The 14,947-nt window shown below is 71.8% G+C and carries 15 protein-coding genes; 1 reads left to right on the top strand and 14 read right to left on the bottom strand.

The window, feature by feature from the left end; translation table 11 throughout:
* Nucleotides 1-8 precede the first annotated feature (8 nt).
* The 3 genes from AC1UE4_RS15235 to AC1UE4_RS15225 form a co-directional block, all read right to left on the bottom strand.
* The gene (locus AC1UE4_RS15235; RefSeq protein WP_482918086.1) at nucleotides 9-944 is read right to left on the bottom strand and encodes an acyl-CoA desaturase; all 936 of its coding nucleotides are present in this window, start codon (nucleotides 942-944) and stop codon (nucleotides 9-11) included.
* A gap of 102 nt (nucleotides 945-1,046) precedes the next feature.
* Nucleotides 1,047-1,712, bottom strand: coding sequence for a response regulator transcription factor (locus AC1UE4_RS15230; protein WP_482918085.1), 666 nt, complete (start codon nucleotides 1,710-1,712; stop codon nucleotides 1,047-1,049).
* Nucleotides 1,700-2,752: an ATP-binding protein gene (locus tag AC1UE4_RS15225; RefSeq protein WP_482918084.1), complete on the bottom strand. Its 1,053-nt coding sequence runs from the start codon at nucleotides 2,750-2,752 to the stop codon at nucleotides 1,700-1,702. Before AC1UE4_RS15225 ends, AC1UE4_RS15230 begins: the two co-directional genes overlap by 13 nt.
* A gap of 118 nt (nucleotides 2,753-2,870) precedes the next feature.
* Between AC1UE4_RS15225 and AC1UE4_RS15220 the strand changes: the two genes are divergently transcribed.
* Nucleotides 2,871-3,818: an ornithine cyclodeaminase family protein gene (locus AC1UE4_RS15220; RefSeq protein WP_482918083.1), complete on the top strand. Its 948-nt coding sequence runs from the start codon at nucleotides 2,871-2,873 to the stop codon at nucleotides 3,816-3,818.
* A 63-nt stretch (nucleotides 3,819-3,881) separates the two neighbouring features.
* Here AC1UE4_RS15220 and AC1UE4_RS15215 read toward each other — a convergent pair whose 3' ends face one another.
* The 11 genes from AC1UE4_RS15215 to AC1UE4_RS15165 all read right to left on the bottom strand — a co-directional run bounded on the left by AC1UE4_RS15215 (nucleotide 3,882) and on the right by AC1UE4_RS15165 (nucleotide 14,939).
* Nucleotides 3,882-4,571, bottom strand: a complete 690-nt coding sequence (locus tag AC1UE4_RS15215) for a DUF3105 domain-containing protein (RefSeq protein ID WP_482918082.1) — start codon at nucleotides 4,569-4,571, stop codon at nucleotides 3,882-3,884.
* Nucleotides 4,568-5,404 (bottom strand): glycerophosphodiester phosphodiesterase, encoded by an 837-nt coding sequence (locus tag AC1UE4_RS15210; RefSeq protein WP_482918081.1) that lies wholly within the window; start codon nucleotides 5,402-5,404, stop codon nucleotides 4,568-4,570. Before AC1UE4_RS15210 ends, AC1UE4_RS15215 begins: the two co-directional genes overlap by 4 nt.
* Nucleotides 5,405-6,436: an endonuclease/exonuclease/phosphatase family protein gene (locus AC1UE4_RS15205; protein WP_482918080.1), complete on the bottom strand. Its 1,032-nt coding sequence runs from the start codon at nucleotides 6,434-6,436 to the stop codon at nucleotides 5,405-5,407.
* A 49-nt stretch (nucleotides 6,437-6,485) separates the two neighbouring features.
* A complete protein-coding gene (locus AC1UE4_RS15200; RefSeq protein ID WP_482918079.1) occupies nucleotides 6,486-6,866 on the bottom strand; it encodes a PGPGW domain-containing protein in 381 nt (126 codons plus the stop codon).
* Entirely contained in the window at nucleotides 6,863-8,482 is a 1,620-nt protein-coding gene (locus tag AC1UE4_RS15195) for a hypothetical protein (RefSeq protein WP_482918078.1), read from the bottom strand. Before AC1UE4_RS15195 ends, AC1UE4_RS15200 begins: the two co-directional genes overlap by 4 nt.
* 73 nt (nucleotides 8,483-8,555) lie before the next feature.
* Complete coding sequence (locus AC1UE4_RS15190; protein WP_482918077.1) at nucleotides 8,556-10,196, bottom strand: acyl-CoA carboxylase subunit beta; 1,641 nt, start codon at nucleotides 10,194-10,196, stop codon at nucleotides 8,556-8,558.
* 38 nt (nucleotides 10,197-10,234) lie between these two features.
* Nucleotides 10,235-10,663 (bottom strand): hypothetical protein, encoded by a 429-nt coding sequence (locus AC1UE4_RS15185; protein ID WP_482918076.1) that lies wholly within the window; start codon nucleotides 10,661-10,663, stop codon nucleotides 10,235-10,237.
* A 64-nt stretch (nucleotides 10,664-10,727) separates the two neighbouring features.
* The gene (locus AC1UE4_RS15180; RefSeq protein WP_482918075.1) at nucleotides 10,728-11,222 is read right to left on the bottom strand and encodes a DUF4395 domain-containing protein; all 495 of its coding nucleotides are present in this window, start codon (nucleotides 11,220-11,222) and stop codon (nucleotides 10,728-10,730) included.
* A gap of 22 nt (nucleotides 11,223-11,244) precedes the next feature.
* A complete protein-coding gene (locus AC1UE4_RS15175; protein WP_482918074.1) occupies nucleotides 11,245-12,369 on the bottom strand; it encodes a hypothetical protein in 1,125 nt (374 codons plus the stop codon).
* Between the two features lie 107 nt (nucleotides 12,370-12,476).
* The gene (locus tag AC1UE4_RS15170) at nucleotides 12,477-13,214 is read right to left on the bottom strand and encodes a transposase (RefSeq protein ID WP_482918073.1); all 738 of its coding nucleotides are present in this window, start codon (nucleotides 13,212-13,214) and stop codon (nucleotides 12,477-12,479) included.
* Between the two features lie 102 nt (nucleotides 13,215-13,316).
* Nucleotides 13,317-14,939, bottom strand: coding sequence for an acyl-CoA mutase large subunit family protein (locus AC1UE4_RS15165; RefSeq protein WP_482918072.1), 1,623 nt, complete (start codon nucleotides 14,937-14,939; stop codon nucleotides 13,317-13,319).
* Between the last annotated feature and the right edge of the window lie 8 nt (nucleotides 14,940-14,947).

Raw genomic sequence — 14,947 nt, 5'->3', positions numbered from 1 at the left:
TACTCCGCTCAGGCGTCCGCCGGCGTCGTCGCCGGCCGCGCGGCGCGGCGCTCGGGCACGGGACGCTTGACGTCGGTGGCGAGGCCGACGCGCTCGAGGCCGCGGATGACGAGCGCCGAGACGTCGACCTGGTGGCGCTTGAGGCCGTGGTGCGCGGACGTCGGGAACGCGTGGTGGTTGTTGTGCCACGACTCGCCGAACGAGGGCAGCGCGAGCCACGCGACGTTCCCCGACCGGTCCGTCGTGTCGTAGGCGCGGCGGCCGAAGACGTGGCAGATCGAGTTGATCGAGTACGTGACGTGGTGCAGCAGCAGCATGCGGACCGCGCCGCCCCACAGCAGGCCGGTGAGCGCGGTCTCGAGGCTGCCGCCGATCAGCCAGCCGAGCGCGAACGCCGCGACCAGGCCGCCGATCGCCCACACGAGGAACGTCCGGTTGATCCACGCGATGACCGGGTCGGCCTGGAGGTCCCTGGCGTAGCGGTCGTGCGAGCCGCGCTGGTCGTGCAGGAAGAGCCAGCCGACGTGCGCGTGGAGCAGGCCCTTCAGCGTGCCCCTGAAGCCGTGACCGTGCCCGTGCGGCGAGTGCGGGTCGCCCTCCTCGTCCGAGAACGCGTGGTGCTTGCGGTGGTCGGCGACCCAGCTGATGATCGGTCCCTCGATCGCAGCGGAGCCGAGGATCGCGAACGTCGCGCGCACCGGCGTCGGCGCGGTGAAGCTGCGGTGCGTGAAGAGGCGGTGGAACCCGACCGTGACCCCCAGCCCGGTCAGGACGTAGAGGATCGCGAAGACGATCAGGTCGCTCGGGTGCAGGAGGTCGTTCCACAGCTGCCAGCCGACGAAGAGCAGCCCGATGATCGGCAGGACGGTGACGACGCCCGTCGCGATGCGGTCGGCGGTCTCGTTGGCACAGGGCTGGACGTCGTCGCGAAGCTCTCCGGGCATGGGTGTGTGGAGCTTTCCCGCTGGGGACTTCCTTCACCATGGGGCCGGGTGGAGGTTGGGCCTGTGGTCAGCCGGAGTTGGCGACCTGTGGCTGTCCTCAGTTCAGGCGCGTGCGCCTTCGCCCAGCCACGTGAGCACCGCGAGCACGCGCCGGTGGTCGTCGCCGGAGGCGGGCAGCTCGAGCTTCGTGAAGATGCTGGAGACGTGCTTCTCGACGGCGCTCGGCGTCACGACGAGATGGCGCGCGATCGCGGCGTTCGACCGGCCCTCGGCCATGAGGCCGAGCACCTCGCGCTCGCGCATCGACAGCTCGCCCAGCGCCGCGTCGCCGGTGCCGCTGTCGCGCCCGCGGACGAGCTGCTTGACGACCTCGCGGTCCAGCGCCGTCCCGCCGGCGGCGACGCGGTGGACCGCGTCGAGGAACACCTTCACGTCGACGACGCGCTCCTTGAGCAGGTAGCCCATCCCGCCCTCGCCGGACGAGAACAGCTCCTGCGAGTACGTCGGCTCGACGGTCTGCGAGAGCACCAGCACGTTCAGTCCCGGCCGCGTCCGCCGCGCCTCCAGCGCCGCACGGATCCCCTCGTCGGTGAACGTCGGCGGCAGCCTGACGTCGACGATCGCGAGCTCCGGGTCATGGCCCGCGATGAGCCGCAGCAGCCCCGGCCCGTCGTCCGCCTGCCCGACGACGTCGATCGAGTGCTCCCGCAGCAGCGCCACGAGGCCCTCGCGCAGGAGAACCTGGTCCTCCGCAATCACGACGCGCACGGCAGCTCCGCCTTCACGGTCGTCCCTTCGCCCGGCTCGCTGACGACCTCGAGTCGACCGTCGAGGGCCTCGACGCGGTGCTTCAGGCCCTCGAGGCCGGAGCCGTCGGGGTCGGCGCCGCCCGCGCCGTCGTCGATAACGGCGACGCACAGCCGGCCGTCGCCAACCCGTAGCTCCACCTCGGCGCTGGCGCCACCGGCGTGCTTCATGACGTTGGTCAGGGCTTCGGCGACGACGAAGTACGCGGCGGTCTCGACCTCCGCCTGCGGCCGGCCGGGCACGTCGGCGACGACGCGCACGCGGACGGGCGACCGCAGCGCGAGCGCCTCGACGGCCGGGACGAGCCCGCGCTCGGAGAGCAGCGGCGGCGCGAGGCCCTGGCCGAGGCTGCGCAGCTCGCCGACCGCGGCGCCGACCTCCGACCGCGCGCGGCGCAGCAGGTCGGCGGGTTCCGAGTCGGGGTCGAGGCGCGCCTCCGCACGGGCGAGCAGCATCCCGAGCGCCACGAGCCGCGACTGCGCGCCGTCGTGGAGGTTGCGCTCGAGCCGCCGCAGCTCCGCGTCGCGGGCGCCGATGGCCCCGCGCCGGCTGCGCTGCAGCTCGTCGACGCGCGCGGTGAGCGCGCGCTCGCGCGGGCGCGGCGGCAGCTGGTCGGCGAACGCGAGCAGCGCGTGCACGGTGAACGCGACGCCGATCCCGAGCAGCGACCACCACAGCCAGTCGCCCGCTCCCGTCAGCCACCAGATCACCGCAAGCGCGGTCGAAGTCACCACGGCGAGACCCGCGTGCGCGGCCGCCCACCGCGCGGGGCCCGGGCTCACCCGCCACGCGGCGCGCAGCGCGGCACCCGCGGCCACCGGGGCGCCCACGCCGAACCACACCCACACCGGCCACCGCCCCGGAGCGCCCGCCAGCGACCAGGCGATCGTGCACGCGATCCCGGTGACGATCCACAGCCCGACCGCGGTCGTGACCCACGAATCGGGCCCGGCCCGCCGAAGGCCGAGGATCCGCGGCCGGTCGCCGGTCACCGTCTCCACGGCGGCAGTGTCCCACGGCCCGCCAACCCACGCCCTTGCCGCTCGGCCCGAGTCCTCTCGCCGCCACGCCTCTCTCCCCGCCGAGTCGTCGCCCCGCGAGTCGCTAGCGTCACCCGCCGTGCCCGACCTGCCCGTTCTCGACCGCGACGCGGTCCTTGCCGCCGTCTCGCCCGAGGCGGCGATCGCTGCCACCCACGACGCGTTCCTCAAGCACCAGCGCGGCGAGTGGGTCATGCCGTCGAAGGTCTACCTCGACGTGCCCGGCCACGGCGACTTCCGTGCGATGCCGGCGCGCGGCGGCGACCTGGCGATCCTCAAGTGGATCTCATCGTTCCCCGGCAACCCGGCGCGCGGCCTGCCGACGGTCATCGGCCTGCTCGTCGTCTCCGACGCGACGACGTCCGAGCCGCTCGCCCTCCTCGACGCGGGCGCAGTGACCATGCTGCGCACGGGCGCGGTCGCCGCGGTCGCCGCCCGCGCGCTCGCCCGGGAGGACGCCGAGCGCGTCGGCATCGTCGGCTGCGGCGTCTACGGCAGCTGGGCCGCGCGCTGCATGGCCGCCGCCGGCTACGCCGCGGGCGTCTGCTTCGACCCGCAGCCCGAGGCGGCCGAGCGCCTCGCGTCCGAGCTCGGCTGGTCGACCGGCTCACGCAGCGACGCGCTGCGCTGTGACGTCGTCTGCTGCGTCACGCCGGGCGCGCAGGTCGTCGTCGACGCGGGCGACCTGCATCCCGGCCTGCACCTGAACATGCTCGGCGCCGACGGCCCGGGGAAGGCGGAGGCGACCGTCGGAGCCGTCGCCTCCTGCGCGCTCTTCTGCGACGAGTGGGCCCAGGCGTCCCACGGCGGGGAGCTGACCGGCGCGGTCGAAGCCGGGCTCGTCACCCGCGACCGCGTCACCGACCTCGGCGCCGTCCTCGCCGGCGACGCGCCCGGCCGCCCCGGCCCCGATGCCGTGACGCTCTTCGACTCCACCGGCCTCGCGATCCAGGACCTCGCGATCGCCACGGCCGCCGTCGACGCGCTCCGCTCCCGCGCCGTCACCGCCCAGACCGTGCACATCTAGGGTCAGGCACCGTGCGTGCACACCCCGGTCATGCACGCACGGTGCCTGACCCCGTTGGTGCGCTCAGCTGCCGGCGACGGTGGGCGCGGCGAGGCCGTCGGGGCGACGGCCCCCGGGGTTCACCGCGTCGATCTCCTCCGGGCCCGCGCCGCGGTAGCGCCGCGCGAACGCCTTCAGCGCGCCGATCGCGCGGTCGGAGCTCGACGTGCACACGAGCCGCCGCTGCCACGACGTCGCGACGAACCCGCGCAGCGGGAAGCGCTGCAGGCCGAGCGCCGGCTCGGCCGGCCGCAGCCGCCGCGACGCGCGCGGCGCGATGACGAGGTAGCCGGGCTCGTCGGTGAAGAACCGGCCGATCGCCTCCGCGCCGGCGGTCGACAGCCGCGCGCCGTACTGCACGACGACGCCGCCGTGCTCCAGATCGTGCACGAGGAAGCGCTCGGGGATCGGCTTCTCGTAGACGCCGAAGTCGGCCCACACCTCGTCGTGCGTCCCGGACGTGGGCGGCGTCTGGTCGTAGGTGATCGGGCCCGAGGCGTGCGCGCGCCCGCGGCTCGAGAACGCGCGGACCCGGCAGCCCGCACCGCCGGTCGCGCGGCGCATCGCCGCGGCGATCCGCGGCGGCCCGCTCTCGCCATCGCCGACGGACGAGCCCTGCGGCGCGCGCGTGTCGTCGCCCTCCTGCTGCGCAACCGCGACGCCGGTCGCCGAGCAGGCGACGACGGCGGCGAGCGCGAGGCTCCGCGCTCTCAACCCACCCGCCGCGCGACGCGGCGCGCCATCGCCGGATCGTCGGTGATGATCGCGTCGACGCCCAGGCGCGTCGCGGTGCGCACCGCCAGCGGCCGGTCGAGCGTGAACGGCACGACCTTCAGCCCGCGCGCATGCGCATGGCGGATGTACGTGCGCGACACCGGCCACTGCGGCGAGACCCACGCCGACTTCGTCGAGGCCGCCGCGCCGAACGCTCCCTCGCCGAACGCCTTCAGCGCCAGCACCGACCGCGCGGCCCCGGGGATCCGCTGCCGGGCGATGTCCAGCGACGGCGGGAAGAACGACTGGATGATGAGCCGCCGCGCGGGGACCCCGGACGCGGCGATGACGTCGAGCACCCGGTTGGCGGCGTGCCCCTCGGAGTCGAAGTCGTTGATCTCGATGTTCAGCGTCGCCCCCGCCTTGCGCGCCATCGCGAGCACGTCGGCGAGCAGCGGCGGCGGCGGGCCGCCCGGATGCGGCTTCGAGCCCAGCTCGCTCAGCGGGCTGCCGAGCACGTCGGATGGGCACGCCCGCACCTGCGCGAGCGTGAACGCCGCCGACTTGCCCGAGCACGACGTCGTGCGATCGAGCGAGTCGTCGTGCAGCACGATCACGCCGTCGTCGGCGGTCACGCGCGTGTCAAGCTCGAGCACGTAGCCGGCCTTCGCCGCCGCACGGAACGCGGGCATGGTGTTCTCCGCGAACACCGCCCGGCCCATCATGAACGACCCGCCCCGGTGCGCGTGGATCACGGGCACCTTGGCCTCCGCCGCCGCGGGGACCGCGGCGGCGCAGACGACGAGGACGGCGGCGAAGACGCGGCGGTGCATCTACCCCAGCCGCAGGGTGGCGACGATGCCCGCGTGGTCGGACGGCCAGAGCGAGCCGACCATCTTGTTGCCGACGATCGAGCTCTTGACGACCTTCACCTTCGGCCGGGCGATGATGTGGTCGATCCACGTCTCGAACGGCTCGGAGTTGTGCAGGTCCTCCGGCTGGCAGCACGTCAGCCGCTTCGGCAGCGGGTTGCGGAAGCCGGCGTCGATCGCGGAGTAGTACGCGTTCGAGGCACGCGAGGTGCCGCGGTCGTTCGCGTTCGCGCCCGGTGCCGAGTTGAAGTCGCCCATGAGGATCGTGCGCAGCTTCTTCGACTTCGCCGGGCCGGCGAGCAGCTCCTTCATCTGCGCGTCTGCATCGGCGGGGCTGTACGCCTCGAGGTGCGTCGTGATGACGCGGAACTTCTTCGTGCCGATCTTCGCGTCGACGCCGACGTAGCCGCGCAGCTGCTGCGCGATGCCGATCGGCGTGGGCGGATCGAAGTGCTTCTTGAAGCCGCCCGAGAACGACTTGCCGAACTTCACCTTCGACCCGACGCGCGCGATGAGCACGTCGCGCTGCGTGAGCCGCACGTCCTGGTCGACGGCGGGCGCCTCGAAGTCGAACCAGTCACGGCCGCGGATGACCTTGTACCGCGTGCCGCGCAGCGCGAGCTCCTTGAGCAGCACCTCGGTCGAGTCGTACACGGTGTCGGACGCCTTCGTGGCCGAGCCGTCCTTGGGGCCCGTGCGCCAGATCGCGGCCTCCTGCACGCCCACGATGTCGGGCTTGGTCTTGGCGATCTCGGCGGCGATGGCCTTCGCGCGCGTGGGGAAGTCGTTGCGCAGCACCGTCTGGTACCGCGACTTCGCCGCCTCCTCGAACTGGTCCGCCGGGGTGGTGGCGAGCGGGATGAGGTCGGCGCCGAGGTAGACGTTGCGGGTCATCACCGTGACGTCGTTCTTGGCGGCCGACGCGACGGCGGGGGAGATGAGCGCGACGGCGCAGCCAAGCGAGGCCGCCACGCGCAACGGGCGATGGGACATGGTGGGCGAGCCTAACGTGCCGGACGCACCCCCTCGGACGCCCGTCCGCTCAGACGGGCAGGAGCGGTACGTCGCCGACGACCGCCCACGCGACGAACGCGGCCGCGGCGAGCACGACCGCCGCGGCGGTCAGCCACCGCTGCGTGGTGGTCGTCTCGGCCGCCTTGCGCTGCGCCTTCGCCGCCTGCTCGAGCGACGTCTCCAGCGCGTTCTCCGCCCACTTGAACTCGAGCGACAGGAGCGCGAGCCCGATCGGTATCACCACGAACGCCGGCCCCGGCAGCACGAGCATCGCCAGCCCGCCGAGCAGGAACGTGAACCCGACGGCGACGAACAGCGACCGGACGACGACGTTCCGGTCGCGGTGCGTCGCGCGCTGGTCGCGGAGCTTGCGGACGAGCTTCGGCTCGGTCCGCTCGTCCGTCGTCACTTCGCCTTCAGCCGCTTGACCGTGGCCTTGCCCTTGGCCGGCGTGACGGTGATCCGGGCCGCCCGCTTGCGCAGGAGCTTGACGCCCTTCACCGAGCCCGACCGCATCGCGAGCCCGAGCGTCCGCGCGCCGGCACCCGGCACCGTCAGCGTGATGACCTTGCCCTTGAGGCTGAGCTTCGAGCCCTTCGCGTTGCCGCCCGACACCGAGCCACGGGCGCTCTGGCTCAGCGACACGCCCTTCGGCAGCGCGATCCGCAGCCGCTTCAGCCGCGTCCCGTTGCCGAGCACGGTCAGCCGCAGCGACCGGCCCTTGAGGCGGAAGCGGATCGTCGGCTTGGCCGGCGGGCAGCCCTCGACCGTCGCCGAGACCGTCTTCGTGACGACCTTGCCGGCCTGCGAGGTGAACGTGGCGCCGAAGCGCGGCGGCGTGCCGCGGCAGAGGTCATGCGTCGCGGTCAGCAGGCCGGTCGAACCGCCGGTGAACGCGAGCTCGAACTTCGACAGCGGCACGTCGGGCAACCCGTCGAACGTCGTCTCCTGACCGCCGCCCGCCGCGAACGCGTTCGTGCCGCGCAGCGTCATGCTCAGCGGGCCGCGCAGCTTCAGCACGAGGTCGGGCAGGTTCGCCGACCCCACGACGAACAGCACCGGCCCGGCCAGCGGCGACGTCAGCAGCGGCGTCACCGCCGTCGCGGCGCCGACCGTCGCGGCCTCCGGGCACTGGTCGGCCGCGAACGCCTCGGGCACGCACGCGCGGCCGAGGTTCGACAGCGAGACGCCGAAGTCCGTCGGCAGCACGACCTGCACCTTGCGTGTGTTCGCCTCGCCGTCGACCTGGCCGACGGTGGTGACGAGCGTCGGATGCCCCGCCTCGCGGGTCTCGCCGGACACGAGCGCCGAGAACGACGGGTCGAACGGCAGCGCGTCGCAGTCGGTCGGCGTGAACGCGGCGGTCGCGCTCGACTTCTCGCCCGCGTACGAGGTCGCCTCGAAGACCGTCGGCGCCTCGGCGCAGCTCGTCGGGTTCGTCATGAACGGCTTGCCGTTCTTCGCCTTGCCCGCCCGGCCGTAGAGCACGACGTCGAGCGCCGTGATCGTGATGTCCATCCCGTCGACCTTGTTCGGGATGTTGTCGAGCGTCGAGTCGAGGCCCTGGTCGGTCGGCCGCGTCGAGGCGACCGACTCGAGCAGCGTCGGGGCACCGCCGGGGACCGGTGAGTCCACGCGGATGCCGAGCCGCGCCGGCTCGCTCCCCTCGGGCTGCACGTTGAAGATCGGGCCGCCCGCCGACGCGGGGACGCCGAGCGCGTCGAGCGTCAGCTTGTTGCTCGCCTCGCCGATCTGCGTGTTGTCCGGGCAGCCGCCGTTCGCGCGGAACGTCTGCAGCGGGCACAGCGGCGTCGCCTGCGGGTTCCCGATCAGACCGGGCGGCAGGTGCAGGACGAGGCTCTTGATGTCCCCGCCCTGCGTGTCGACGTGGGTGGTGAAGTCGGAGTGCGCGCCGGCCTTGACCGACGTCGGCTTGGCCGACGGGTTGGCGAGCGTGAACGCCGCGTGGGCGGGGGCGGCGGAGACCAGGAGCAGGGTCAGGACAGCGAGCAGCAGGCGGGACATGCCCGGCAATCTGCCATCTTCGCTCCGAGAAGGCGTCCGGTTCCCCCTCGGCCGGGTCCGTCCGGCCATCAGCTCACAGCGGGATGTTGCCGTGCTTGCGCTTCGGCCCGGGCTCGCGCTTGGTGAGCAGCGTCTCGAACGCCGTGATCACCTTCGGCCGCGTCTCGTGCGGGATGATCACGTCGTCGATGTAGCCGCGCTCGGCCGCCGTGTACGGGTTCGCGAAGCGCGCCTTGTAGTCGGCGATGAGCTTCGCGCGGCGGTCCTCCGGCGTCGGCGAGCTCGCGAGGTCCTTGCGGTAGATGATGTTCACCGCGCCCTCGGGGCCCATGACCGCGACCTCGCTCGTCGGCCACGCGAAGTTGAAGTCCGCGAGCAGGTGCTTGGACGCCATGACGTCGTACGCGCCGCCGTACGCCTTGCGCGTGATGACGGTGACCTTCGGGACGGTCGCCTCGGTGAACGCGTACAGCAGCTTCGCGCCGTGGCGGATGATGCCGCCCCACTCCTGGCTCGTGCCGGGCAGGAAGCCGGGGACGTCGCAGAAGGTCAGCAGCGGGATGTTGAACGCGTCGCACGTGCGCACGAAGCGGGCGGCCTTCGCGCTCGCGTCGATGTCGAGCACGCCGGCGAGCTGGTTCGGCTGGTTGCCGACGACGCCGATCGCGTAGCCGTCCATCCGCGCGAAGCCGCAGATGATGTTCCGCGCGTAGTGCTCGTGGACCTCGAAGAACTCGCCGTCGTCGACGATGAGGTGAACGACGTCGCGCATGTCGTACGGCTTCGTCGGGTTGTCCGGGACGACGCTGTCGAGCTCCTCGTCCATGCGCATCGGGTCGTCGCTCGGCAGGACGCGCGGCGGCGTCTCGAGGTTGTTCTGCGGGAGGAAGCTGAAGAGGTAGCGCGCGTCCTCGAGGCACTGCTCCTCGTCGTCGGCGGCGAAGTGAGCGACGCCCGACTTCGAGTTGTGCGACATCGCGCCGCCGAGCTCCTCGAATTCGACCTCCTCACCGGTGACCGTCTTGATGACGTCGGGGCCGGTGATGAACATGTGCGAGGTCTCCTTCACCATCATGATGAAGTCGGTGATCGCGGGCGAGTAGACCGCGCCACCGGCGCACGGGCCCATGATCAGGCTGATCTGCGGGATCACGCCCGAGCACTTGACGTTGCGCACGAAGACGTCGCCGTAGGCGCCGAGCGAGACGACGCCCTCCTGGATGCGCGCGCCGCCCGAGTCGTTGATGCCGATGACCGGGCAGCCGATCTTCGCCGCCAGGTCCATGACCTTGCACATCTTCTCGCCCATGACCTCGCCGAGCGAGCCGCCGAAGACGGTGAAGTCCTGGGAGAAGACGCAGACGCGGCGGCCGTCGATCGTCCCGTGGCCGGTGACGACGGCGTCGCCCCACGGCCGGTTCTTCTGCATGTCGAAGTCGTGCGTCCGGTGGCGCACGAACGTGTCGAGCTCCTGGAACGAGCCCGGATCGAGCAGCTTCTCGATCCGCTCGCGCGCGGTCATCTTGCCGCGCGCGTGCTGCTTCTCCTCGGCCTCGGGGGAGGAGTGGGCGGCGGCGAGGCGCAGGTCCTCGAGCTGCGCGAGCTTCTCGTCGTAGGTCTCCGGCGGCTTCTGGCGGTCGGGCTTCGCGGAGCCGCGGTTCTCCGACTTGCGGGCGGTCTGGGTGTCGGGCGTATGCGGTCGAGCGGGCGTCATGCGGCGGCGAACAGTACCCGCCGCCGCGTGTCACCCGCTCAGTGGCTGAAGGGACGCTTGTGGTCCGCGCCCAGCGTGTTGAGCATCCCGGCGAGCACCTCGTCCGCGTCGACCGGCGGCGGCTGCTCGAGCCGCTCGAGCTCGTCCCTGAGCGTTTCGGCGGCCTTGGGGTTGCGTCTGAGCAGGCGCTGGAGGAACGAGCGCCGGGCCGCGGGCGCCGGGGACGGAGGCGGCTCGGGAGCGGGCTCCTCGGCGGTCACGATGACCTTCGTGCCCCACCCGGCCGGCGCGAGCTCCACCGTGCCGCTGGCGCGATCGCCCTCCCAGGCGACGGTGGTCTCGGGCTCGGTCCGGGTGATGCGGATGTCCCCGAACGCGCCGAGGTGGCGTGTCAGGGCGGTCTGATCGGAGACCTCCGCCCAGAGCTCGGGCGGGGACTTCACGAGGGTGCGCTGCGCTTCGGCCATCGCGCCGACATTGGCGGTGGCGGCGGGTTCTCCTCCCGGCGCAATGCGAACGTCGTCCGGAGCGTCAAGCGGCTTCGCGCGCGGGCCGCGACCAGATGTCCGCGCACTCGGCGCAGATGCGCTCGGGGATCACTCCGGCGCGCATGAGCACAGCGAAGACCTTGCACCCGAGGCAGAGGCCTGCGAACGCCTCGAGGCCCGCCGCGGTCATCAGGACCACGGTCAGCACTGCGGCCGCTGCGTTCGCCTCGAAGGCGATGGCCAGGAGCGCGGCGGCGCCGGAGATCGCCGCTCCGATCGCCTGGGCGAAGCGCTTCGGCGGTCCCGGCACGTCCTTCGGTGGCCCGAGTCGCGGGGCGGCGACGCGCGCGGCGAACAGCGCGAGCGGGCTGAGCGACGGGCCGGCTGCGACGCGAAGGACGAAGCCGGCGAAGAGGGCGGCATGGAGCCAGTACGCGCCGGTCGCGAGGATGGTGACCCCGATCGCGAACACGCAGCCCGCGACGACGCGCGCGGCCTTCTCGTTCACCGTGGTGGGGAAGGAGAAGACGGCTCGCATCGTCGCGGGACCGTAGCGCGGGCTATCGCAGGCGCAGGGTGGTCCGCTTGGCGGCGCCGGTTCTGGGGGTGAGCGTCATCGCGAGGGTCGCGCGCTTGGCGCGGCGGAGCTTCTTGCGGGCGGCGGCGGGGATGGTGAGGCGGATCGTGCGGGGCGCGCCTGCCGCGATGCGGAAGCGAAGCTTGGCGAGCGGCTTGGCCTTCTTCGCGGCGGTTGCGGATCGTGCGGTCGCGCCGCTCGTCGTGATCACGGCGGTGCCGGTGCAGCCGGACGGGCAGCCCGCCGTGAACGAAACGGTCTTCGCGCCCGGAGCGACCTTCGCCTTCACGGGCACGAGCGGCGCGAGAAGGTCGTCCACGACGGGCGGTGCGTCGATCTTGTTCGGCGGCGCCGGCGGCGGCGTGAGCGGCGCGGGCTCGAGCGGGTTGTCGGAGATCTTCGTGAAGGTGATTGAGCCGGCCCAGTCCATCGTCGCGGTGCACTTCTCGCCCGGCGCCTGGGAGTAGCCGGGGCACGCCTGCGGGATCAGCTGCGCCGCGTCGGGCTTGACCCACTGGACGATGCGGCCCGAGCCGATCGCCTCCTTCGGCAGCTCGAAGCGCTGCTCGAACTCGGTGAAGCCCTCCGGGTGCCAGAGCGCGTGCGGGTCGCTCTCGTCGTCGAAGATGCCGAACGCGCCCTTGCTGCCGTCGGAGCACTGGTGATCGGCGAAGGTCACGTGCTCGAACGGCTTGAACGAGATCACGTGGTCGGAGACGCGCTGCATGCTCGTCGTGGACATCGGCGCGTCCGTGACGTCCGCGCCCTGGCACGTCGTGTGGATCGCCCGGTCGGGCGCGGAGGGGCTGACGAGGTCGATCTTGCGCGTCAGCGCGCCGGTGAGCGTCGTCGGCTGATCGGGTTGCTCGACGATCCCGACGAGACGCCCCTGCTCGTCGAACGTGACCGCCGCGATGAACGAGCTCCACGCGAACGTCGCGTCGACGCTGCTCGTCTCGGTCGACCCGTTCGCGCTCAGGTCGATGTTCAGCTTGTACGACCCGCTGCCGCTCGCGTCGACGCGGTAGGAGGTCGTGCCGGCAATGGCCGCTGCAGGAGTCACGGCGAGCGCGGCAAGCGTCGCGGCGAGAGTCAGGCGCTTCGTCATGCCCGGCACCCTCGCCGCCCCGGCCCCCGGGTACATCGGGGGAGCCCCTGGCGTGGGTCCCTGGTCCTGCCGGCACGGACCGCCCCGGGGTCCGCGCATGAATGGGGTCAGACCCCATTCATGCGCAGCCGGCGGCTGACGGTCGTCTGATGGATCCCGAGCGCTTGGGCGATCGCTTCCTGTGAGTAACCAGCTTCGTGCGCCGCTGCGATGGAGGTAGCGGAGCCGGCTTCGTCGAGGAGCTCAGCCAGCTCCGGGCGTGGCGCTTCGAGGAGCGCTCGCGCGAGAGGGTCGCCGGGGCCCGGTTCGGTGGCGATGAGTCGCTCGTAGCGGCGGCCGGGCTCGCCGCCCCACACCGCGAGGAGGTCGTCGACGCGAGCTCCCGCCGACTGCGAGTCCGCCGCGCGCGAGAGCAGCCGGCCGCAGCTGCTCCAGGGCCACTCGGCGGGATGTTCGACGAGCTTCTTCTCCACTGGGTTGAACGCGACGTAGCGGATGAGTTGCGCGAAGTAAGCATCCGTCGTCACGACGAAGGACTTGAACCGGCCCTGGTAGACGTGCCCGACGAGGTCGTAGCGGTCGTTGAAGCGGCGGGCGTAGTCGCCCAGCAGAACGCGCATCCCGGCTCCAAGCGTGCGTCGGGGCGTCTCTAAGACGAGGTGGATGTGGTTGGGCATGAGGCAGTAGCTGAGCCACTGCCAATCGTGCCGCTGAGCGACGAGGTCGATCGAGTGAGCGAAGCGGCGGTAGTCGGTCGAGTCCCGGAAGATCGTCGCCTTGCGGTTCCCGCGGGAGAGCACATGGTGGATGCCGCCCGCCACCTCCTGCCTCGGACCTCGTGCCATGTCGGCAAGAGGCCTCGGGCGCCGGACATCCGCCCCCGCGCATGATTGGGGTCAGACCCCAATCATGCGCATGCATGGGGTCTGACCCCAGTTATGCGCTGCTCAGAAGCTCGCGGCCTGCTGGTACTCGCCGAAGACGTCCTTCATCGCGCCGCAGACCTCGCCGATCGAGCACTCGTCCTTCAACGCCTGCTTGATGACCGGCAGGAGGTTGTCGGTGCCCTTCGCCGCTTGGCGGAGCTCCTCGAGGCGCTTCTGCACGAGGTCCTGGTCGCGCTTCGCCTTGAAGGCCTTCAGCCGCTCGACCTGATCGTGCTCGGACTGCGGGTCGACGCGCAGGGTCTCCGGCACCTCGATGTCGTCCTCGACGTACTTGTTCACGCCGACCACGATGTCCTGCTCGATCCGGTACCGCTCCTGGTAGCCCCAGGCCGAGTCGTCGATCTCCTTCATGATGAACTCGACCGCGTTGACCGACCCGCCCATCGAGTCGACCCGGTCGATGAGCTCCTGCGCGCGCGACTCGATCTCGTCGGTCAGCGCCTCGACGAAGTAGGAGCCGGCGAACGGATCGACGCTGTCGGCGACGCCCGACTCGTGGGCGAGGATCTGCTGCGTGCGGAGCGCGACCTTCGCCGCGTTCTCCGTCGGCAGCGCGAGCGCCTCGTCGAAGCCGTTCGTGTGCAGCGACTGCGTGCCGCCGCACGTCGCGGCGAAGCCCTGCAGCGCGACGCGGACGATGTTGTTGACCGGCTGCTGCGCGGTCAGCGTCACGCCGCCCGTCTGCGTGTGGAACCGCAGCATCAGCGACTTCGGGTTCTCGGCCCCGAACCGCTCCTTCATGATCCGCGCCCACATCCGCCGGGCGGCGCGGAACTTCGCGACCTCCTGGAAGACGTGGTTGTGGCCGTTGAAGAAGAACGCGAGCCGCGGCGCGAAGTCGTCGACGTGCAGGCCCGCGTCGATCGCGGCCTGCACGTACGCGATCCCGTTCGCGAGCGTGAACCCGACCTCCTGGACCGCTGAGCACCCCTTCTCGCGGAAGTGGTAGCCGCTGATCGAGATCGTGTTCCACTTCGGCACGTTCTCCTTGCAGTACGCGAAGAGATCCGTGGTGAGCCGCATCGCGCCCTCGGGCGGGTAGATGAAGTTCCCGCGCGCGATGTACTCCTTGAGGATGTCGTTCTGGGTCGTGCCGCGGAGCTGCTCGCTCGGCACGCCCTGCTCCTCGCCGACGAGCTGGTAGAGCAGCAGCAGCACCGATGCCGGCGCGTTGATCGTCATCGACGTCGAGACCTGGTCGAGCGGGATCTCGTTGAACGCCGTCCGCATGTCGTCGATCGAGTCGATCGCGACGCCCGTCCGCCCGACCTCGCCCAGGCAGCGCGGGTCGTCGGAGTCGAGGCCGAGCTGGGTCGGCAGGTCGAAGGCCATAGACAGGCCGGTGCCGCCCTTCGAGAGCAGGTACCGGTACCGCTCGTTGGACTCCTTCGCCGACGCGTAGCCCGCGTACTGGCGCATCGTCCAGGTCTGCTTGCGGTACATCTCGCGATGCGGACCGCGCGTGAAGGGGTAATCGCCGGGCTCGCCCGTCCGCTCGGCGAGGTCGGCCGGGAGGTCGTCCTCGGTGTAGAGCGGCTTGATCTCGATCCCCGAGTCGGTGAAGCGGCGCGGATCGTCCTTGCCGACGATCGGGGCGACGCTGAGACGTTCCTCCGTGGCCATGGCCCTGA

This window comes from Parviterribacter kavangonensis (genome assembly GCF_056863335.1).
Note: the sequence above shows the minus strand (reverse complement) of the source record. Positions and strands in the feature narration are given on the sequence as shown.

Excerpts from the sequence above, each read along its gene's own strand:
- AC1UE4_RS15210 (WP_482918081.1), bottom strand. The coding sequence starts at position 5,404 with ATGCACCGCCGCGTCTTCGCCGCCGTCCTCGTCGTCTGCGCCGCCGCG.
- AC1UE4_RS15175 (WP_482918074.1), bottom strand. The coding sequence starts at position 12,369 with ATGACGAAGCGCCTGACTCTCGCCGCGACGCTTGCCGCGCTCGCCGTG.
- AC1UE4_RS15205 (WP_482918080.1), bottom strand. The coding sequence starts at position 6,436 with ATGTCCCATCGCCCGTTGCGCGTGGCGGCCTCGCTTGGCTGCGCCGTC.
- AC1UE4_RS15180 (WP_482918075.1), bottom strand. The coding sequence starts at position 11,222 with ATGCGAGCCGTCTTCTCCTTCCCCACCACGGTGAACGAGAAGGCCGCG.
- AC1UE4_RS15195 (WP_482918078.1), bottom strand. The coding sequence starts at position 8,482 with ATGTCCCGCCTGCTGCTCGCTGTCCTGACCCTGCTCCTGGTCTCCGCC.
- AC1UE4_RS15170 (WP_482918073.1), bottom strand. The coding sequence starts at position 13,214 with ATGGCACGAGGTCCGAGGCAGGAGGTGGCGGGCGGCATCCACCATGTG.
- AC1UE4_RS15235 (WP_482918086.1), bottom strand. The coding sequence starts at position 944 with ATGCCCGGAGAGCTTCGCGACGACGTCCAGCCCTGTGCCAACGAGACC.
- AC1UE4_RS15165 (WP_482918072.1), bottom strand. The coding sequence starts at position 14,939 with ATGGCCACGGAGGAACGTCTCAGCGTCGCCCCGATCGTCGGCAAGGAC.
- AC1UE4_RS15185 (WP_482918076.1), bottom strand. The coding sequence starts at position 10,663 with ATGGCCGAAGCGCAGCGCACCCTCGTGAAGTCCCCGCCCGAGCTCTGG.
- AC1UE4_RS15190 (WP_482918077.1), bottom strand. The coding sequence starts at position 10,196 with ATGACGCCCGCTCGACCGCATACGCCCGACACCCAGACCGCCCGCAAG.